We start from the raw sequence: 18,664 nt of genomic DNA on the forward strand, positions 1-18,664 counted from the left end.
GAGGGAGCCGTTCAGGCGGTGACGGCCACCACAGTGGCGGCGGGGACGGCCTCGCGGAGCACCAGCGCACGGTCCAGGCGTGATGCACGCAACAGCCGACCGGTGCGCTCCGTCATGTCGACGACGGCCAGCCGGCGACCCGCACGGCGGGCTCGGTTGTAGGCCTCGACGAGGACTCCCAGCCCGGTGGCGTCGCCGATCTCGGCGCCCGCGAGCCTCATGTGGACGTCCCCGCAACCCGTGTCGATGATCTCGTGCAGGAGTAGTCGTACGTCGGGGACGGAGTGCACGTCGATCCGGCCGATGATCGCGACCTCCTGGCCGGTGTGCATGGCACGAACCTGGACCGGAAGAGCCCCGGTAGCGCTGATCGACATGCGAACCCCCTTGTCCGTGAACATTCACCCACAAGGACGCCTGGTTGGGGGGCTTCGGTTGCCGCGACCCAGATCAAGATCTGGTAAAGGTGCTGAGACGGCTCAGACGAAGGGGTCGTCATCCGGCTCACGCGTGACGTCCGCCCCCAGCCCCTGCATGCTCTCGGCGAACCCGGCATAGCCGCGGTCGATGTGCTGGGCACCGCTCACCGTCGTGATCCCGTCGGCCACGAGCCCCGCGATCACCAGGGCCGCCCCCGCCCTGATGTCACTGGCCTCGACCGGCGCTCCCGACAGCGTCTCCACACCGTGGACCATCACGTGGTGGCCGTCGATGCGGGTCTCGGCACCGAGCCGGTTGAGCTCCTGGACGGTGCGGAACCGAGCCTCGAAGAGGTTCTCGGTGATCATCGCCGACCCCTCGGCCACCGCGTTGCACGCCAGGGCGAACGGCTGGAGGTCGGTGGGAAAGCCGGGATAGGGCAGCGTGGCCACGTCGAAGGCCTGCGGTCGACGGCCTCCGGAGTCCACCCGGAACCCACGGTCCGTCGTCGTCACGGTGGCGCCGCTCGCCCTGACCAGCTCCAGGGCACTGAGGAGGTGCTCCGGCCGGGCTCCCACCACCTCGACGTCGCCGCGCGTGGCGGCCGCCGCGAACGCCCACGTGCCTGCCGCGATCCGGTCGGGGACGACGGCGTGCTCGGTGGGTCGCAGCGACCGGACGCCCTCGATGTCGATCACCGACGAGCCGGCCCCGCTGATCCGGGCGCCCATCGCGATGAGCATCTCCGCGATGTCGACGATCTCGGGCTCGCGGGCGGCGTTCTCCAGGCGGGTCGTCCCCCGCGCCAGGACCGCGGCGGTCAGGACGTTCTCGGTGGCGCCGACGCTCGGGAAGTCGAGGCGGATCTCGGCCCCGTCGAGCCCCCCGGGCGCCTCCGCGACGAGGAAGCCGTGGGTGACGTGGACCCTGGCGCCCAACGCCTCGAGTCCTGCGGCGTGCAGGTCCAGGCCACGCGACCCGATGGCGTCACCACCGGGGATCGCGACGTCGGCCGCACCGGTGCGCGCGACCAGCGGGCCCAGCACGGCGGTCGAGGCTCGCAGGGCGCGGACCAGGTCGTAGTCGGCGCGGTGCCCGATCTGGTCCGGCACCTCGATCTCCACGACACCGGCGACGGCGTCGTAGTCGACGGTGCAGCCGAGTCGGCGCAGGAGCTCGGCCATGATCGTCACGTCGAGGATGGCCGGGACGTTGGTCAGCCGGGTGCGACCCACCGCGAGCAGCGCTGCCGCCATGAGCTTGAGGGCGCTGTTCTTGGCGCCCCAGACGGCCACCTCGCCGCGCAGCCTGGTGCCGCCGACGACCCGGAAACGTTCTGCCACCCGCCCACCCTATGCGAGTGCACAGGCACGGGTATGCCGGGTGGTGACGTCCTCGACGCCGCCGTCTGAGAGGCTGCAGCCATGGTCAACCTCACGCGCATCTACACCCGCACGGGCGACGACGGCCAGACCCACCTCGGTGACATGAGCAGGACGAGCAAGACCGACGTGCGGCTGCTCGCGTACGCCGACGTCAACGAGGCCAACGCCGCCATCGGGGTCGCCCTGGCGGCAGGCGAGCTGCCCGACGACATCAGAGCCACCCTGCTGCGGGTCCAGAACGACCTGTTCGACGTCGGCGCCGACCTGTGCACGCCGCTCCAGGAGACGTACGAGTACCCACCGTTGCGCGTCGAGGCCGCCTGGATCGACGAGCTCGAAACCGACTGCGACCACTACCTCGAACGGGTGGAGAAGCTCCGCTCGTTCATCCTGCCCGGCGGCACCGTGGGATCGGCCCACCTGCACGTCGCCACCACGGTGGTCCGCCGCGCGGAGCGGCAGGCCTGGGCAGCCATCGCGGCCTACGGCGACCAGCCCGGCTCTGGAACCAAGGGCGAGGGTGGCGTGAACGTCCTGACCGCGAAGTACCTCAACCGGCTGTCCGACCTGCTGTTCGTGCTCGCCCGCGTCGCCAACCTCCCCATCGGGGGTGACGTCCTCTGGCAGCCCGGCGGCGGCCGTGCCGAGGGTCCTGGCAAACGGAAGGCCTAGCGCGCACCGACCGCGCCGGCCCGCTGGCGACCAGAGCGCCTGCCCTCAGGCGACGTTGACGTTGAAGCCGGGAGGCGAGCTCTCCAGCCAGCTGCGCATGGCCGTGTAGGCAGAAGGCGCCAGGGCGAGGGAGAAGGTGTCGGTGCCGTAGTGGCAGTCCACGGTCACGGCCTCGGGGAGCCCGGCGATCGTGGTCTCCGGTAGCGTTGGTGGCCCGAGCTCGAGACGGGTCCGGTCCCACGTCCTGGCCGACCGCGGCGACGGGCCGATCAGGGTGTACCACTCGAGGCTGGAGCCCGAGAACCGCAGCAGCCCCAGGCGGTACTGAGACCGACCGTGGGGCTGGAGCGCGCAGAGCATGAGCGGCGCACCGGAGGCGAGCAGCCGGCGCCGCACGAAGATGTACGTGAGCGCGAGGACCGCAAGCAGGATGAGCGCGCCGGCGACGATCTCCGCGGAGATGACGGGCGACATGCTCTCTCCTTCCGAGTGTCCCGGCTGAGTGTCCCGGCGGCTAGGCCTTGAAGGCCGAGGCGTCGACGGCCTCGGCGATGATGATCACCTTGTCGCGGTCGACGGACAGGAACCCGCCGTCGATGGTGGCGGACTGCGAACCCTCGCCGGACTTGATCCGGACCTCACCCTCGACCAGGACGCCGAGCAGCGGGGTGTGGCCGGGCAGGATGCCCAGCTCGCCGTCGACCGTGCGGGCCACGACCATGTCGGCGTCGCCTTCCCAGACCTTGCGGTCCGCTGCGACGAGTTCAACCTGCAGGGTGCTCACGGTGTCCTCCGGTGGTACGGCACGAGTGGTGCGTGTGAAGTCTATCGGCCCGCGGTGGGTGCCCCGCCGACCAGTGGTATGCCGTGGGGCCGACCCAGTGCGGCCGGCCCCAGTGGCATTCCAGTTACGTCTCGTTGTCCTCAGGGACGGCGTCCGCCGACCTAGAGGCTGTTCTCGATCTCGGCGGCCTGGCGCTCGACGTCGTCGAGGCCACCACACATGAAGAACGCCTGCTCCGGCACGTGGTCGTACTCGCCGTCGGCGATCTTGGTGAACGCCTCGATCGTGTCGGCCAGCGGCACGGTCGAACCCTCGATGCCGGTGAACTGCTTGGCGACGTAGGTGTTCTGACCGAGGAAGCGCTGGATGCGACGGGCGCGGTTGACGAGGATCTTGTCCTCTTCGGAGAGCTCGTCGATCCCGAGGATCGCGATGATGTCCTGGAGCTCCTTGTTGCGCTGCAGGATCTGCTTGACCCGCACCGCGGTGGAGTAGTGGTCCTCCGCGATGTAGCGGCGGTCGAGGATCCGCGAGGTGGAGCTGAGCGGGTCCACCGCCGGGTAGATGCCGAGCGAGGCGATCTCGCGGGACAGCTCGGTCGTCGCGTCGAGGTGGGCGAAGGTCGTCGCCGGGGCCGGGTCGGTGTAGTCGTCGGCCGGCACGTAGATCGCCTGCATCGAGGTGATCGAGTGACCACGCGTCGAGGTGATCCGCTCCTGGAGCGTGCCCATCTCGTCGGCCAGGGTCGGCTGGTAGCCCACGGCGGACGGCATCCGGCCGAGGAGGGTGGAGACCTCGGAACCGGCCTGGGTGAAGCGGAAGATGTTGTCGATGAAGAGCAGCACGTCCTGGTTCTGCACGTCGCGGAAGTACTCCGCCATCGTCAGCGCGGAGAGCGCGACACGAAGGCGGGTGCCCGGCGGCTCGTCCATCTGGCCGAAGACGAGGGCGGTCTGGCCGAGGACGCCGGCCTCCTCCATCTCGACCATGAGGTCGTTGCCCTCACGGGTGCGCTCGCCGACACCGGCGAACACCGACACACCACCGTGGTCGCGGGCGACACGGGCGATCATCTCCTGGATGAGCACCGTCTTGCCCACGCCGGCGCCGCCGAACAGGCCGATCTTGCCACCCTGCACGTAGGGGGTCAGCAGGTCGATGATCTTGATGCCGGTCTCGAACATCTCGGTCTTGGACTCGAGCTGGTCGAAGGCAGGGGCCTTGCGGTGGATGCCCCAGCGCTCCTTGACCTCGAAGGTCTCACCCTCGGCGAGGTTCATGACGTCACCGGTCGTGTTGAAGACCTTGCCGAGCGTCGCGTCGCCCACGGGGACCGTGATGGGGCCGCCGGTGTCCTGCACCTGCGTGCCGCGGACGAGGCCGTCGGTCGGCTGGAGCGAGATGGCGCGGACCATGTTGTCGCCGATGTGCTGGGCGACCTCGAGGTTGAGGTTGTTCTTCTCACCCGAGAGCTCGACCGTGGTGGTCAGCAGGTTGTACTGCTCGGGCATCGCGTCGGCGGGGAACTCGACGTCGACGACCGGGCCGATGATGCGGGAGATGCGGCCGATGCCACCGGGGGTGGCGGCCTTGGTCTCTTCAGTGACAGTGGCAGTCATTGGTTTCTCTCTACCTTCTCAACTGGCGTCGGCGAGGGCGTCGGAGCCGCCCACGATCTCGCTGATCTCTTGGGTGATCTCGGCCTGGCGAGCCTGGTTGGCCAGCCGGGTGTACTTCTTGATGAGCTCTTCGGCGTTGTCCGTGGCCGACTTCATGGCCCGCTGGCGCGAGGCCAGCTCGGACGCGGCAGCCTGCAGGAGGCAGTTGTAGATGCGCGCACCCACGTACTTGGGCAGCAGCGCGTCCAACACCTGCTCGGCACTCGGCTCGAACTCGTAGAGGGGCAGGACGTCGTCCTCGGCGGGGGCCTCTTCACCCTCGACCACCTCGAGCGGCAGCATGCGGATGACGTCGGGCTCCTGCGTCACCATGTTGACGAAGCGCGTGAAGACGATGTGGACCTCGTCCACCCCGCCCTCGGCGAAGTCCTGGTTGAACGCGGCGACGAGCGCGTCGCCGATCTCCCGCGCCACCTCGAAGGTCGGCTGGTCGGTGAACCCGGTCCACTCGTCCGCGAACTCACGCTTGCGGAACTTGTAGAACCCCACCGCCTTGCGGCCGACGAGGTAGGGGACGACCTCCTTGCCGGCGCCCCGCAGGTCGCCGATCAGGCGCTCGCTCTCCTTGAGCACCGAGGAGCTGTAGGCGCCGGCCAGACCGCGGTCGGACGTCACCACGAGGACCGCCGCACGGCGGACGTCCTCGTGCTCGGTGGTCAGCGGGTGGTCGACGTTGGAGAAGGTCGCGACGGCCGAGACCGCTCGGGTCAGGGCGCGCGCATAGGGCGAGGACTCCCGCACCCGCTGCTGCGCCTTCACCACGCGGGAGGCTGCGATCAGCTCCATGGCGCGCGTTATCTTCTTGGTCGCCTGGACGGACCGGATGCGCTGGCGGTAGACCCGCATCTGCGCTCCCATATGTTGCCGCCTCTCTCAGTTTCGTGTCGTCGTGTGCTGCACGTCTTGGTCCTGCACTGTCGGGTATGCCGCGTGGGCGGCACGGTCGCTGCGGTGCCGGGTGCGCACGAGGTGCGCACCCGGCATACCGGTCAGCGCTTCTGCTTGACGATCTTCTCCTGCTCGACGTCGTGCTCGAGCGCACCCGGGTCGGCCTCGTGGCCCACGGGGGTGTTCTCGGCGCCGGACGCCTGGAACTGCTCCTTGAACTTGGTCACGGCCTCTTCGAGTCCGGCGCGGGTCTCGTCCTCGAACTTCTTGGACTCGCGGATCGCACTCAGCAGACCGGACTTCTCGCGGCGCAGGTAGTCCAGGAACTCGCTCTCGAAGCGGGACACGTCCTCGACGGCGACGGAGTCGATCTGACCCGCGGTGCCGGCCCAGATCGACACGACCTGCTCCTCGACCGGGAACGGCGCGGCCTGGCGCTGCTTGAGGAGCTCGACGAGGCGGGCACCCTTCGCGAGCTGGGCGCGGGAGGCCGGGTCGAGGTCCGAGGCGAACATCGCGAAGGCCTCCATCGCGCGGAACTGCGCGAGGTCGAGCTTCAGACGACCGGAGACGTCCTTCATGGCCTTGATCTGCGCGGCGCCACCGACTCGGGAGACGGAGACACCCACGTCGATCGCGGGACGCACGTTGGCGTTGAACAGGTCGGCCTGGAGGTAGATCTGGCCGTCGGTGATGGAGATGACGTTGGTCGGGATGTACGCCGAGACGTCGCCGGCCTTGGTCTCGATGATCGGCAGACCGGTCATCGAGCCCGCGCCCAGGTCGTCGGAGAGCTTGGCGCAACGCTCGAGCAGGCGGGAGTGCAGGTAGAACACGTCACCGGGGTAGGCCTCGCGGCCCGGCGGGCGGCGTAGCAGCAGCGACACGGCGCGGTAGGCCTCGGCCTGCTTGGACAGGTCGTCGAACACGATGAGGACGTGCTTGCCCTGGTACATCCAGTGCTGGCCGATGGCCGAACCGGTGTAGGGCGCGAGGTACTTGAAGCCCGCCGAGTCGGACGCGGGGGCCGCGACGATCGTGGTGTACTCCAGCGCGCCGGCCTCCTCCAGGGTGCCGCGGACGGCAGCGATGGTGGAGCCCTTCTGGCCCATGGCGACGTAGATGCAGCGGACCTGCTGCTCCGGGTCGCCGGAGTCCCAGTTCTGCTTCTGGTTGATGATCGTGTCGACCGCGACCGTGGTCTTGCCGGTCTGGCGGTCACCGATGATGAGCTGGCGCTGCCCGCGACCGATGGGGGTCATGGCGTCGACGGCCTTGAGGCCGGTCTGCAGCGGCTGGTGCACCGACTTGCGCTGGACCACCGTGGGCGCCTGGAGCTCGAGGGCGCGACGCTCGGTCGTCTCGATCGCGCCGAGGCCGTCGATCGGCTGGCCGAGGGGGTTGACCACGCGACCGAGGAACGCGTCGCCGACCGGGACCGACAGGACCTCTCCGGTGCGCTTGACCTCCTGGCCCTCCTCGATCTTGGAGAAGTCACCGAGGATGACCACACCGATCTCGTGGACGTCGAGGTTGAGCGCGAGGCCCAGCGTGCCGTCCTCGAACTCGAGCAGCTCGTTGGTCATGCACGACGGCAGGCCCTCGACGTGCGCGATGCCGTCACCGGCGTCGCTGACCCGGCCGACCTCTTCGCGCGAGGCCGTCCCGGGCTCGTAGGACTGAACGAAGTTGTCCAGCGCGTCCCGGATCTCCTCCGGACGGATCGAAAGCTCCGTCATGTGATCTCTTCTCCTCGATTGCTGGCCCGGTGGGTCGGGCCAAAGTCTGTGGTGTGGTCCAGCTTCTTCAGTTGTGGTGCGGTATGCCACGTTCTTGGTGTCGTGGCGCTGGGGCGGTGGGTCAGCCGGCGATGTGCCGGCGGGCCTCGTCCAGGCGCCGCAGCACGGTGCCGTCGACGACCTCGTCACCGACCTGGACCCGGATGCCGCCGAGGACCTGCTCCTCGATGACGACCTGGAGCAGGACCGGCTTGCCGTAGATGCTCTGCAACGCCGCCGACAACCGCTCGCGCTGCTGCTCGGTGAGGTCGGTCGCCGCCGTCACGACCGCGGTGATCTGCTCACGACGCCTGGCCGCGAGACCGAGGTAGTGCTCGAGCGTGCGGTCCAGCTTGCGACCACGCGGATGCAGCACGGCCTGGCGAGCCAGGTGCACCGTCTCCTCGCTGGCCTTGCCGTCGAGCAGCTGGCTCACCACGCCGGCCTTGGCGTCGACGTCGCCCTGGCGGTTGGTGAGGCGGTCGCGGAGCTCGGGGCTGCCCGCCACGATGCGCTCGAAGCGGAACAGCTCGTCCTCGACCCGGTCGATCCGGCCGGCCTTCTCGGCGCCCGCGAGGATCGCCGTGACGGCAAGCTCCTCGAGGGTGTCGGACAGGTCACGCTCGGTGGACCAGCGCTGCCCGACGAGGTTCTTGACCACGACGATCGCCTCGGCCGAGACCTTGCCTTCGAGCAGGCGCTCGGCCAGGGTCTGCTTCTCGACGCCCTCGCGGGACGGGTCGGCGAGGGCGCGGCGCAGGGTGGCCGACCCGTCGATGACACCGACGACTGCGAGCAGCTCGTCACCGAGCGCGCGAGGGTCTGCCCCACCGGCGAGCGCGGCGTCGAGCGCCTTGCTCCCGGCGATGGCGGCCGCACGCGACGATCCACGCATCAGGCGTCCTCCCCGACCTTCTCGGGCTGGATCTCCCCGGCCTCGAGCTCGGCCAGGAACCGGTCGACGATGCCCTTCTGGCGGGTCTCCTCGTGCAGCGACTCACCCACGATGCGGCTGGCCAGGTCGGTCGACAGGCGACCCACCTCGGCACGCAGCGAGACGACCGCCTGCTGGCGCTCGGCCTCGATCTGCTTGTGGGCCGCCTCGGTGATGCGCGCCGCCTCGGTCTGCGCGTGACCGCGCATCTCGACGACGATGGCCGCACCCTGCTCGCGAGCCTCCTCGCGGATCCGCGCAGCCTCGGCACGAGCCTCGGTCAGCTGGGCCTGGTACTGCTCCAGTGCCGCCTGGGCCTGCTGCTGGGCCTCCTCGGCCTGCTGCATCCCGCCCTCGATCGCGGCGGTGCGCTCGGCGTACGCCTTCTCGAGGTTGGGCACGACCTTGGTGGCCACGACCCAGTACAGGATCGCGAAGGCGATGACGCCGAAGATCAGCTCACCCCAGAGGGGCAGGATCGGCAGGCGTTCGCCGGTCTTGTCCTCGGCGGCGGCCGCGACAACCACCTGCGTGATGCCGGTGAAGTGCTGCACGGGTTCTCCTAGTGCTGTGGTGCCAGGGGGCGTTGGGCTGGGTGGTTCGGCTTACTTGAAGACGAACGCGAGAACCAGACCGAAGATGGCCAGCGCCTCCGCGAGGGCGAAGCCGAGGATGGCGATGCCCTGGAGGACGCCGCGCGCCTCGGGCTGGCGGGCGACACCGTTGATGTAGGCGGCGAAGATCAAGCCGATGCCCACACCGGGGCCGATCGCAGACAGGCCGTAGCCGAGGATGGCGATGTTGCCAGTCATGTCAGAGGTCCTCTTTCGGTTATCAGATCCGTCGGCACCTCGCCGAGCGGGAGTTCGTGTGGCGTATTCAGTTGTGGGTCTGGCGGTCCTGCACCGAGCCTCGAGGCCCGGACGATCTCAGTGCTCGTCGGCGAGCGAGCCGGCGATGTAGGTGGCTGCGAGCAGCGTGAAGATGTAGGCCTGCAGGAACTCGATCAGTCCCTCGAAGGCGGTCAGCACGAAGGCCATGCCGAAGGAGCCGACGCCCGCGACCTTGAGCCCGAGCCCGCCGTGGATCAGCATGTACTCGCCGCCGGTGATGAACAGCAGCAGGAGCATGTGGCCGGCGAACATGTTGCCGAACAGTCGCAGCGCGAGCGTCAGCGGGCGGGTCACGAAGTAGGTCAGCAGCTCGAGCGGGATGATCAGCACGTAGATGCCCTTGGGCAGCCCCGGCGGGATCATGTGCTTGACGTGTCCCCACGCGCCGTTCTTCTTGATGCCGACAGCGTGGTAGATCACGAAGACCAGCAGGGTCAGCGCGATCGGGAAGCCGATGCGGCTCATCGTGGGGTACTGGATCGGCGGGATGATGCCGAAGAGGTTGTTGACCAGGATCAGCATGAACATGCTGAACAGCAACGGGACGAACTTGAGGAAGTCGTGGCTGCCGATGATGTCGCGGGCCACGCCGTTACGCACGAAGTTGTAGGCGTTCTCGGTGACCCACTGGCCCTTGCCCGGAACGACCGCTGCACGCTTGGTCGTCGCCACGAGGAACCACGCGATCAAGCCCACGGAGATGGCCAGGACCACCATCGGGCGGGTGATCGCGAAGTCGCCGTGCCCGATCAGGGGCTGGTAGAACTCGGCCGGCGTCGGGGCGTGGAAGCCCTCGCCCTCACCGCCCTCGGCAGCCAGGCTGATGGTGCCCAGCACGTTCAGACTCACAGGTTCTCCTTGAGCTTTGCGTTCGAAACAGTCCACGGGCCAACGAAGGCAGCGTTCTCGCGCCCGGGCCCGGCATACACAGGGGGGAGCTGACCTGCGGAAGTCATTGCGTACCGTACCGGAACCACACGAGGTACAGCGACAGGGCCATCCCACCCACGATCCCCACGGCAACCAGCCACGTCGTGCCCAGCCAGCGGTCCAGTCCCCACCCTGCCGCGCCGAACATCGCCGGCCCGGTGATGAGGTAGGACACGACGTTCCACATCCGTGCTTCGTCGAGCCGCTGATGACCCGAGTCTGCCTGCTGCAGCGGCGTCTGCCGGGACTCCGGCGACGGCTGCGAGGAGGGTGTGGTCACGGTGAGCTCCCATGGTCATGTGGCCGAGCCCCCATCCTGCCCGGTTTCCTGCGGTGCGTCGAAAGCAAGCCTGCGGGAACGGACGAAGGCGATCACCTGGAACACCTGCCACACCAGCGCGACGGCGAGGACGGCGACACCGAAGGCGGTGCCGTCCAGCCAGGACGCGTCCTGCAGCGCGATGATGACGAGCAGCAGGAAGATCATCTGGCCCATGAAGACGGCCAGGGCGCTGGCGAGGAAGCGCAGGGGGTCTGACGCCCCACCCAGGCGGCGCATGACCAGCAGGCCGAGGGCGAAGAAGACCATGGCGATCGCGAAGCCGAGGGCAGCGCCCAGGGCCGCCTTGCCACCGCCCACGACCGCCGCCACGACGACGGCAACTGGTCCGACGGCCAACGTCGGCAGGAAGGCCCCACGCAGCATTACCGCGAACGGGTCGCGGTCGGTCTGCGGAGCTTCGCTCATCGATCTGGCCTGCCTGATTCGTCGGGGCTGCGGTGCCTGGCGAACGGGGTGGTCTGCACCCTCCTTGGGGTGCTTGTGAAAGGTATCACAAGCGTTTGGACCCCGCTACCGGGGGTCCGTGCCCGGATGCCGCCGCGCGTCACGTGGCACGGATCTCCTTGGCTGTGACGGGATTCCGGGCACCGATAGCCTGCCGACATGTCAGCCACTCCCCCGACCGGTGACGCCCTCCCGGGCCGGTTCGTCCGCCTCGACGTGATGGCGCCCGGCGACGCGGAAGGCCTGCACGCGGTCTACACCGACCCGGCCGTCTACGACCAGGGCTTCATCATGCGACCGCCCCCGGCCGACCTCGCCGCCACCCGCGCGGACACCGCCGGGAACATCGCGGCACGCGCTGCCGGCCGCACGGCATACACGGTCCGGCTCACAGGCGAGGGTGGGCTCGGCGAGGCCGGCACGATCGTGGGCACCTCCTCGCTCGGCGACGTCGACCTCGCCAACGAGCGGGTGCACCTCGGCTGGACGATGTACGCGTCCCGGTGGTGGGGCACCCAGGTCAACCCCGAGTGCAAGCTGCTGCTGCTGGGACACTCGTTCGACTGCGGGTTCGGTCGGGTCAAGATCCAGACCGACGCGGTCAACCTGCGCTCGCAGGCGGCCATCGCCAAGCTCGGCGCCACCCGTGAGGGCATCCTGCGACGGCACACCAAGCGCGCTGACGGCAGCTTCCGCGACACGGTGGTCTTCAGCGTGCTGGCGCAGGAGTGGCCGTCCGTGCGGGCCGGCCTCGAACGACGACTGGGTATGCCGGGCGGCTAGCTAGCCGGCGGCGTCAGTCAGCTTCGGGCGGTGTCCCGGGACGGACCAGCGGGGCAGCCAGATGGTCAGCACCCCGGTGACGACGACGGCGGCCAGCACTCCCCCGCCGGCGACCCTGGCGTCGTCGATGAAGATGAAGCTCACCGACCCGAGCGCGGCGACCGCGGCCCACAGCCACAGGAGGAACACCGCGCGGCGGTGACCGTGACCGAGCTGGAGCATGCGATGGTGCAGGTGCTGCTTGTCCGGGTGCCACGGTCGCTCGCCGCGCCGGGTCCGGCGGACCACGGCCAGCAGGATGTCGACCAGGGGCAGCAGGATGATCGCCGCGGGGACCACCAGCGGCAACAGGGTCGCCGCGACAGGGTTCGTGCTCACCTGCGCGGGCGTGACGTTTCCGGTGGTGGAGATCGTCGCGGCGGCGAGCAGCAGCCCGAGCAGCAGGGCGCCCGAGTCGCCCATGAAGAGCCGGGCCGGGTGGTAGTTGTGGGGGAGGAACCCGACGCAGCAGCCGATCAGCGCCGCCGAGATGAGGGTCGCCGACGAGAAGACGTTGGGCGGGTCGTAGCTGCGCGAGATGCCGTAGCTGTAGATGAAGAACGCCGCACCCGCGATCACGACGACGCCGGCGGCCAGCCCGTCGAGCCCGTCGATGAAGTTGACCGCGTTCGTGAACAGCACGACGGCAAAGACCGTCAGCCCCACCATGATCGGCTGCGGGAGCACGGTCACGCCGCCGATCGGCAGCTGGTAGAGCAGCACCCCGCTGAAGGCCATGATCCCCGCGGCGATCATCTGGCCGCCCATCTTGGTCAACCAGTCCATCTCACGGATGTCGTCGATCGCGCCGATCACGCAGACTATGCCGGCGCCCACGAGCACCCCCCGGAGCTCTGGCCCCAGCCGGAAGACCTGGCCGAGGAACGGCAGGTGGCTCGCCGCGACCATCGAGGCGGCGAACCCCAGGTAGATCGCCACTCCCCCGAGCCGCGGGATCGGGGTCGAGTGGACATCCCGGTCACGCACCGGCGTGAAGGCGCCCGTCCGCACCGCGACAGCGCGCATCAGCGGCGTCGCGGCATACGTGATCACCGCGGCGACCATCAGGACGAGGAGGTACTCGCGCACCTAGGCGTGTCTCCCAGAGCTCGGGTGGGTCGGGACTCAGCCTCGAGGGTAGGCCGGGAACCTGGTGACGAGGTCCGTGACACTGGCGCGGACCTCCTTGGAGACGGCGTGGTCGGGGTCGGCGTCACCCTCCGTGACGGCCTTGGCGATCAGCTCGGCGATCTCGCGCATCTCGTCGGTGCCCATGCCCTGGGTGGTCACGCACGGCGTGCCGACGCGGATGCCGCTGGCGATGTTGGGCTTCTGCGGGTCGAACGGGATGGCGTTCTTGTTGAGGACGATGCCCGCGGCGTCGGCCCGCGCCTCGGCGTCGGCGCCGGTGACGCCCACACCCTGGAGGTCGTGCAGGCTCAGGTGGGTGTCCGTGCCGCCGGTCGTCGGACGGATCCCCCGCTCACCCAGCGAGGTCGCGAGGACAGAGGCGTTCTCGATGACCTGCTTGGCGTAGGCCTGGTACTCAGGAGTCGCGCACTCCTTGAAGTTGACCGCCTTGGCCGCGATCGTGTGCATCTGGGGGCCGCCCTGCATCATCGGGAAGACGGCCTTGTCGAGCTTGGCCGCGTGCTCCTCCTTGCAGACGAGAGCGCCCGAGCGTGGTCCGCGCAGCACCTTGTGGGTCGTGAAGCTGACGACGTCGGCGTAGGGCACGGGGCTGGGGATCGCCTTGCCTGCGACGAGGCCGATGAAGTGGGCGGCGTCGACCCAGAAGATCGCGCCGATCTCGTCGGCCAGCTTGCGGAAGAACTCGAAGTCGATGAGCCGTGGGATCGCCGACCCGCCGGCGAGGATGACCTTGGGTCGGTGCTCCTTGGCGAGGCGCTCGACCTCGGCGTAGTCGATGTTCTCGGTCTGCTTGTCGACGCCGTAGTGCACGGCATTGAACCACTTGCCGGAGAAGGACACCTTGGTGCCGTGCGTGAGGTGGCCGCCCATCGGCAGGGCCATCGCGAGGATGGTGTCGCCGGGTTGCATGAACGCGCCGTAGACCGCCTGGTTGGCGCTGGCGCCGGAGTGCGCCTGGACGTTGGCGTGGTCGGCGTCGAACAGGGCCTTGCACCGCTCGATCGCGAGGATCTCGGCCTTGTCGACCTCGGAGCAGCCGCCGTAGTAGCGGCGACCCGGGTAGCCCTCGGCGTACTTGTTGGACAGCGTGGAGCCCAGTGCCGTGAGCACCCGGGGGCTCGACATGTTCTCCGACGCGATCAGCTGGAGACCTCCGCGGATGCGGTCGAGCTCGGAAACGAGCACCCCCGCGATCTCGGGATCGAACGACTCGAGGGCACCGAAGTCGGAACCGTAGAAGGTGTCAGCGCTCATGGGTGTCTCCTGGCAGGGGGCTGTCGACGGTGGGATCCGCAGGCAACTCTATTGCCTCGTCGTGTGCGTCCTCGGGGGTGCCCGACGCGTCGTCCTCCGAGGCGTCCTCGGTCTCGAGCACGGCCCTGATCTGCTCGACAGTGATGGCTCCCGCCCTGAGCAGGACGAACTCCTCGCCGGTGCAGTCCAGGATCGTCGACACCTCGGTGCTCGTGGTCGGCCCGCCGTCGAGGTAGACGGTCACGGCCGCACCGAGCTGGGAGGCCGCCGCCGTGACGGTCGTGGCCGCCGGCTGGCCGGTGAGGTTGGCGCTCGTCACCGCCATCGGCCCCACCTCGCTCAGCACTGCGAGCGCGATGTCGTCCTGGGGCATCCGCAGCGCGACGGTGCCGTTGGTCTCGCCCAGGTCCCACATCAGCGAGGACTGGGCCTTGAAGACCAGGGTGAGTGGCCCTGGCCAGAACTCGCGGATCAGGTCGCGCGCCCAGGCCGGCACGTCGGTCGCCAGCCCGTCGACGGTGCGCACGCTGGGCACCAGCACCGGCGGAGGCATCTCGCGACCGCGTCCCTTCGCAGCTAGCAGGGACGCCACCGCCTCGGCCGAGAACGCGTCGGCACCGACGCCGTAGACCGTGTCGGTGGGCAGGACGACGATCTCCCCGGCGCGGACCGCCTCGACCGCCTTGGCGACGCCCTCGACACGGCCTTCTTCGGTGCTGCAGTCATAGACCGGACTCATGCTCGCCAGCCTAGGACCCGTCGCAGGTCAGTACGTCAGGTGGCCGAGGGCAGGGCCCCACGAGCGGCGGCACCATGTCGGGATGAGCAACACCACCTTGCCCCCCACGACGCCCCCGCCGACGACTCCGACCACCGACGAGCTCGCCGAACGGATCTTCGGGGCCCTGCTCGGCACCGCCGACATCATGTCCATCTACCTCGGCGACCGGCTCGGCTGGTACCGCACCCTCGCTGCTGACGGACCGGCCACGGCACCGGACCTCGCCGAACGCACCGGCACCCACCCACGGTACGCGCGCGAGTGGCTGGAGCAGCAGGCCGTGACGGGCCTGCTGGCCCTCGACCGCCCCGACGACGACCCTGACTCCCGCGTCTACTCGATCCCGGCGGCCGCCCAGGAGGTGCTGACGGACGAGAGCAGCCTGAGCTACCTGGCTCCCGTGGYGCGCATGTTCGCGGCCGTGGGTCCGCAGCTCGGCGGGTTGCTCGACGCCTACCGTCACGGCGGTGGGGTGAGCTGGGACCAGCTCGGGACCGATGCCCGTGAGTCCCAGGCCGATGCCAACCGGCCGTGGTACGAGCTGCGGCTCGCTGACGCCCTGGCCGCGGTCCCGTCCGTGCACGATCCCCTGTCGGCTCCCGGGGCAACGATCGCCGATGTCGGCTGCGGGGCCGGCTGGTCCAGCATCGCGCTGGCCAAGGCCTATCCCGGCGCCACGGTCCACGGGTACGACATCGACGCCCCTTCGGTGGCGATGGCCACCGCCAACGCCGCGGAGCAGGGCGTGGCCGACCGGGTCACGTTCACGGCCGGTGACGCCGCAGGTATGCCGGTGGGGCAGTTCACCGCGGCGTTCGCCTTCGAGTGCGTCCACGACATGCCCCGCCCGGTGGAGGTGCTGGCCGCCGCGCGGGCCTCGCTCGCGCCGAACGGCTTCATGGTGGTGATGGACGAGGCAGTCGCCGAGGAGTTCGCGCCGGACGGCGACGAGCTCGAGCGCGTCATGTACGGCTACAGCCTGCTGATCTGCCTGCCCGACGGCATGTCCGGCCACGACAGCGTCGGCACGGGCACGGTGATGCGTCCCTCGACCCTTCGTCGCTATGCCGAGCAGGCCGGCTTCAGCTCCCTCGAGGTGCTGCCGATCGAGGACTTCGGGTTCTGGCGGTTCTACCTGTTGCGCTGACGGCCGTCGGGTCGGACGGGGCTGTCGTTGCGACCCGGGCCGCGGCGCCGGGGTCAGGCCCGGATGGCGGTGGTGGCTCGCGGACGACCGGTCAGGTCGTCGTGGTCGGCCACCTCGGTCCACTCGCCGGTCCGGCGCAGGGCACCCGGCAGCGTGACTCCCTGGCTGTCGGCGTGCTCGATGACCAGCAACCCACCGTGGCGCAGCAGCACAGCCGCGCGCGCCGCCACAGCCAGGGGGATGGCAAGACCGTCCTCGCTGCCGCCATAGAGCGCGAGCTCGGGATCGTGGTCGCGGACCTCGGGATCGAGCGGCACCATGCCGAGCGGGATGTAGGCCGGGTTCGACACGACCACGTCGACCGTCCCCTCCAGCTCGGGGAGGGCCTCGGTGGCGTCGCCCTGACGCAGGTCGACCGCGAGGCCGGAGTCGGCGACGTTGCGCTCGGCCCAGGCGTGCGCCTCGCGACCCAGCTCCACGGCATACACGGTCGCGGCCGGCACCTCGTCGGCGACCGCGAGCGCGATCGCGCCCGAACCGGTGCACAGGTCCACCACCAGCGGCGCCTCCAGTGCGAGTGCGGCGTCGATGGCCAGCCCGGCGACGAACTCGGTCTCGGGCCGCGGCACGAAGACGCCGGGCCCCACGCTGAGCTCGAGCCGGCGGAACCCCGCCCGCCCGGTCAGGTGTTGCAACGGGATCCGTGCACCACGTTCCGCGACCAGACCTGCGTAGCGATCGAGGAAACCGGGATCGGCCTCGTCGAGCATCACCATGCGACGCCTGACCTCCGCGACATCGCTGCCGAGGGCGAACGCGGCCAGGGCGACGGCGTCCGCCTCGGGCGAGGGCACACCCTCCTCGGCGAGCTCAGCCGTGGCCCGCACGACCTCCGATCGCAAGGTCGTCACTGACCGGCGCCCTCGGCGACGGCCGCCATCTGCGCGGCCTCGTCGGCGTCGACGGCGGACTGGACCACTGCCTCGAGGTCGCCGTCGAGCACGGCGTCGAGGTTGTAGGACTTGAAGCCCGTGCGGTGGTCGGACAGCCGGTTCTCGGGGAAGTTGTAGGTGCGGATCCGCTCCGAGCGGTCGACCGTGCGGATCTGGCTCCGTCGGGCCGCACTCGCCTCGGCGTCGGCGGCCTCCTTGGCGACAGCGTGGAGCCGAGCGCGCAGCACCCGCATCGCCGACTCCTTGTTCTGGAGCTGGCTCTTCTCGTTCTGGCAGGACACCACCACCCCCGTCGGCAGGTGGGTGATCCGCACAGCCGAGTCGGTTGTGTTGACCGACTGGCCGCCGGGCCCGGACGAGCGGTAGACGTCGATCTTGAGGTCGTTGGCGTCGATGGTGACCTCGACCTCCTCCGCCTCGGGCATGACCAGGACCCCGGCCGCGGACGTGTGGATCCGGCCCTGGCTCTCCGTGACGGGCACCCGCTGCACGCGGTGCACGCCGCCCTCGTACTTCAGCCTCGCCCAGGGGCCCTCCCCCAGCGCCGGCGTGCCCTTGGCCTTCACCGCCACCTGCACGTCCTTGTAGCCGCCCAGGTCGGACTCGGTCGCGTCGATGACCTCGGTCTTCCACCCGCGCCGCTCAGCGAACCGCAGGTACATCCGCAACAGGTCGCCGGCGAACAGGGCCGACTCCTCGCCACCCTCACCGGCCTTCACCTCGAGGATCACGTCGCGGTCGTCGTCGGGGTCGCGCGGGATGAGCAGCCTGCGGAGGGTGTCCTCGGTCTGGGTGAGACGTGCCTCGAGCCCGGGCACCTCGGCGGCGAAACCCTCGTCCTCCTTGGCGAGCTCGCGCGCAGCCGCCAAGTCGTCGGTCGCAGCATGCCACGCGTGGTATGCCGCGACGGTCGGCGCCAGCGCGGCATACCTCTTGTTCAGCTTGCGGACCAGGTTCTGGTCGCCGAAGACCTCGGGATCCGCCAGCTGCTTCTCGAGGTCGGCATGCTCCTGGACGAGCGCTGCAGCGGACTCCAACATGAGGGCTCCTGAGGTCGTGCGGGTGGTGGTGCCGGGTGGTGGTGCGCGGACGGCGACGTGGCAGGGACGGCGAGGCGGGGAAAGCAATGCGCCGGCCCTGACCCCAGAGGTCAGGACCGGCGCATCGGGAAAGCTACTTGCTCTCGGCAGCAGCCTTCTTGCCGTAGCGGGCCTCGAACCGGGCCACGCGGCCACCGGTGTCGAGGATCTTCTGCTTGCCGGTGTAGAACGGGTGGCACTGCGAGCACACCTCGGCGCGGATCTGGCCGGAGGTCGCGGTGCTGCGAGTGGTGAACGTGGACCCACAGGTACAGGTGACCGTGGTCTCGACGTACTCGGGGTGGATGTCCTTCTGCAAAACGTGC

The 18,664-nt window shown here is 69.6% G+C and carries 22 protein-coding genes; 3 read left to right on the plus strand and 19 right to left on the minus strand.

The window, feature by feature from the left end:
- Positions 1 to 11: 11 nt before the first annotated feature.
- Positions 12 to 377: an STAS domain-containing protein gene (locus tag AC1DXJ_RS09940; RefSeq protein ID WP_477615572.1), complete on the minus strand. Its 366-nt coding sequence runs from the start codon at positions 375 to 377 to the stop codon at positions 12 to 14.
- A 102-nt stretch (positions 378 to 479) separates the two neighbouring features.
- On the minus strand, positions 480 to 1,763 hold the full coding sequence (gene murA, locus AC1DXJ_RS09945) for a UDP-N-acetylglucosamine 1-carboxyvinyltransferase (RefSeq protein WP_477623296.1): 1,284 nt from the start codon (positions 1,761 to 1,763) through the stop codon (positions 480 to 482).
- 81 nt (positions 1,764 to 1,844) lie between these two features.
- Here murA and AC1DXJ_RS09950 point away from each other — a divergent pair, with 81 nt between their 5' ends.
- Positions 1,845 to 2,477, plus strand: coding sequence for a cob(I)yrinic acid a,c-diamide adenosyltransferase (locus AC1DXJ_RS09950; protein ID WP_477615574.1), 633 nt, complete (start codon positions 1,845 to 1,847; stop codon positions 2,475 to 2,477).
- Between the two features lie 45 nt (positions 2,478 to 2,522).
- Here AC1DXJ_RS09950 and AC1DXJ_RS09955 read toward each other — a convergent pair whose 3' ends face one another.
- The 11 genes from AC1DXJ_RS09955 to AC1DXJ_RS10005 form a co-directional block, all read right to left on the minus strand.
- Positions 2,523 to 2,951, minus strand: a complete 429-nt coding sequence (locus AC1DXJ_RS09955; protein WP_477615575.1) for a DUF2550 family protein — start codon at positions 2,949 to 2,951, stop codon at positions 2,523 to 2,525.
- A 40-nt stretch (positions 2,952 to 2,991) separates the two neighbouring features.
- Positions 2,992 to 3,261 (minus strand): F0F1 ATP synthase subunit epsilon, encoded by a 270-nt coding sequence (locus tag AC1DXJ_RS09960; RefSeq protein ID WP_477615576.1) that lies wholly within the window; start codon positions 3,259 to 3,261, stop codon positions 2,992 to 2,994.
- A gap of 161 nt (positions 3,262 to 3,422) precedes the next feature.
- Positions 3,423 to 4,880, minus strand: coding sequence for a F0F1 ATP synthase subunit beta (gene atpD / locus AC1DXJ_RS09965; protein WP_477615577.1), 1,458 nt, complete (start codon positions 4,878 to 4,880; stop codon positions 3,423 to 3,425).
- Between the two features lie 18 nt (positions 4,881 to 4,898).
- Entirely contained in the window at positions 4,899 to 5,798 is a 900-nt protein-coding gene (locus tag AC1DXJ_RS09970; protein ID WP_477615578.1) for a F0F1 ATP synthase subunit gamma, read from the minus strand.
- 131 nt (positions 5,799 to 5,929) lie between these two features.
- Positions 5,930 to 7,567, minus strand: a complete 1,638-nt coding sequence (atpA, locus tag AC1DXJ_RS09975; RefSeq protein WP_477615579.1) for a F0F1 ATP synthase subunit alpha — start codon at positions 7,565 to 7,567, stop codon at positions 5,930 to 5,932.
- A 121-nt stretch (positions 7,568 to 7,688) separates the two neighbouring features.
- Complete coding sequence (locus AC1DXJ_RS09980) at positions 7,689 to 8,501, minus strand: F0F1 ATP synthase subunit delta (RefSeq protein ID WP_477615580.1); 813 nt, start codon at positions 8,499 to 8,501, stop codon at positions 7,689 to 7,691.
- Positions 8,501 to 9,076 (minus strand): F0F1 ATP synthase subunit B, encoded by a 576-nt coding sequence (locus AC1DXJ_RS09985; RefSeq protein ID WP_477615615.1) that lies wholly within the window; start codon positions 9,074 to 9,076, stop codon positions 8,501 to 8,503. The genes AC1DXJ_RS09980 and AC1DXJ_RS09985 overlap by 1 nt, the downstream gene beginning before the upstream one ends.
- Before the next feature lie 69 nt (positions 9,077 to 9,145).
- Positions 9,146 to 9,352 (minus strand): ATP synthase F0 subunit C, encoded by a 207-nt coding sequence (atpE, locus tag AC1DXJ_RS09990; RefSeq protein WP_056883533.1) that lies wholly within the window; start codon positions 9,350 to 9,352, stop codon positions 9,146 to 9,148.
- 117 nt (positions 9,353 to 9,469) lie between these two features.
- Complete coding sequence (gene atpB, locus AC1DXJ_RS09995; RefSeq protein ID WP_477615581.1) at positions 9,470 to 10,282, minus strand: F0F1 ATP synthase subunit A; 813 nt, start codon at positions 10,280 to 10,282, stop codon at positions 9,470 to 9,472.
- 103 nt (positions 10,283 to 10,385) lie between these two features.
- Positions 10,386 to 10,643 carry an AtpZ/AtpI family protein gene (locus AC1DXJ_RS10000; protein ID WP_477615582.1) on the minus strand — a complete coding sequence of 86 codons (258 nt, stop codon included), beginning with the start codon at positions 10,641 to 10,643 and terminating at the stop codon, positions 10,386 to 10,388.
- Between the two features lie 15 nt (positions 10,644 to 10,658).
- Positions 10,659 to 11,111 (minus strand): hypothetical protein, encoded by a 453-nt coding sequence (locus tag AC1DXJ_RS10005; RefSeq protein WP_477615583.1) that lies wholly within the window; start codon positions 11,109 to 11,111, stop codon positions 10,659 to 10,661.
- Positions 11,112 to 11,309: 198 nt separating this feature from the next.
- Here AC1DXJ_RS10005 and AC1DXJ_RS10010 point away from each other — a divergent pair, with 198 nt between their 5' ends.
- Complete coding sequence (locus AC1DXJ_RS10010; protein WP_477615584.1) at positions 11,310 to 11,933, plus strand: GNAT family N-acetyltransferase; 624 nt, start codon at positions 11,310 to 11,312, stop codon at positions 11,931 to 11,933.
- Here AC1DXJ_RS10010 and AC1DXJ_RS10015 read toward each other — a convergent pair whose 3' ends face one another.
- From AC1DXJ_RS10015 to AC1DXJ_RS10025, 3 genes are read right to left on the minus strand one after another with little or no spacing between them, the layout of a single operon-like run.
- Positions 11,934 to 13,061 carry an MraY family glycosyltransferase gene (locus AC1DXJ_RS10015; protein ID WP_477615585.1) on the minus strand — a complete coding sequence of 376 codons (1,128 nt, stop codon included), beginning with the start codon at positions 13,059 to 13,061 and terminating at the stop codon, positions 11,934 to 11,936.
- Between the two features lie 36 nt (positions 13,062 to 13,097).
- On the minus strand, positions 13,098 to 14,378 hold the full coding sequence (locus AC1DXJ_RS10020) for a serine hydroxymethyltransferase (RefSeq protein ID WP_477615586.1): 1,281 nt from the start codon (positions 14,376 to 14,378) through the stop codon (positions 13,098 to 13,100).
- Positions 14,368 to 15,117, minus strand: coding sequence for an L-threonylcarbamoyladenylate synthase (locus tag AC1DXJ_RS10025; RefSeq protein WP_477615587.1), 750 nt, complete (start codon positions 15,115 to 15,117; stop codon positions 14,368 to 14,370). The genes AC1DXJ_RS10020 and AC1DXJ_RS10025 overlap by 11 nt, the downstream gene beginning before the upstream one ends.
- An 82-nt stretch (positions 15,118 to 15,199) precedes the next feature.
- Here AC1DXJ_RS10025 and AC1DXJ_RS10030 point away from each other — a divergent pair, with 82 nt between their 5' ends.
- Complete coding sequence (locus AC1DXJ_RS10030; protein WP_477636873.1) at positions 15,200 to 16,306, plus strand: class I SAM-dependent methyltransferase; 1,107 nt, start codon at positions 15,200 to 15,202, stop codon at positions 16,304 to 16,306.
- Positions 16,307 to 16,359: 53 nt separating this feature from the next.
- Here AC1DXJ_RS10030 and prmC read toward each other — a convergent pair whose 3' ends face one another.
- The 3 genes from prmC to rpmE form a co-directional block, all read right to left on the minus strand.
- A complete protein-coding gene (gene prmC / locus AC1DXJ_RS10035) occupies positions 16,360 to 17,217 on the minus strand; it encodes a peptide chain release factor N(5)-glutamine methyltransferase (RefSeq protein ID WP_477615589.1) in 858 nt (285 codons plus the stop codon).
- Positions 17,214 to 18,299 carry a peptide chain release factor 1 gene (gene prfA, locus AC1DXJ_RS10040; protein WP_477615590.1) on the minus strand — a complete coding sequence of 362 codons (1,086 nt, stop codon included), beginning with the start codon at positions 18,297 to 18,299 and terminating at the stop codon, positions 17,214 to 17,216. Before prfA ends, prmC begins: the two co-directional genes overlap by 4 nt.
- Before the next feature lie 133 nt (positions 18,300 to 18,432).
- Positions 18,433 to 18,657: a 50S ribosomal protein L31 gene (gene rpmE, locus AC1DXJ_RS10045; protein ID WP_179420590.1), complete on the minus strand. Its 225-nt coding sequence runs from the start codon at positions 18,655 to 18,657 to the stop codon at positions 18,433 to 18,435.
- Between the last annotated feature and the right edge of the window lie 7 nt (positions 18,658 to 18,664).

It is taken from the genome of Pedococcus sp. P2_D9 (genome assembly GCF_056404275.1).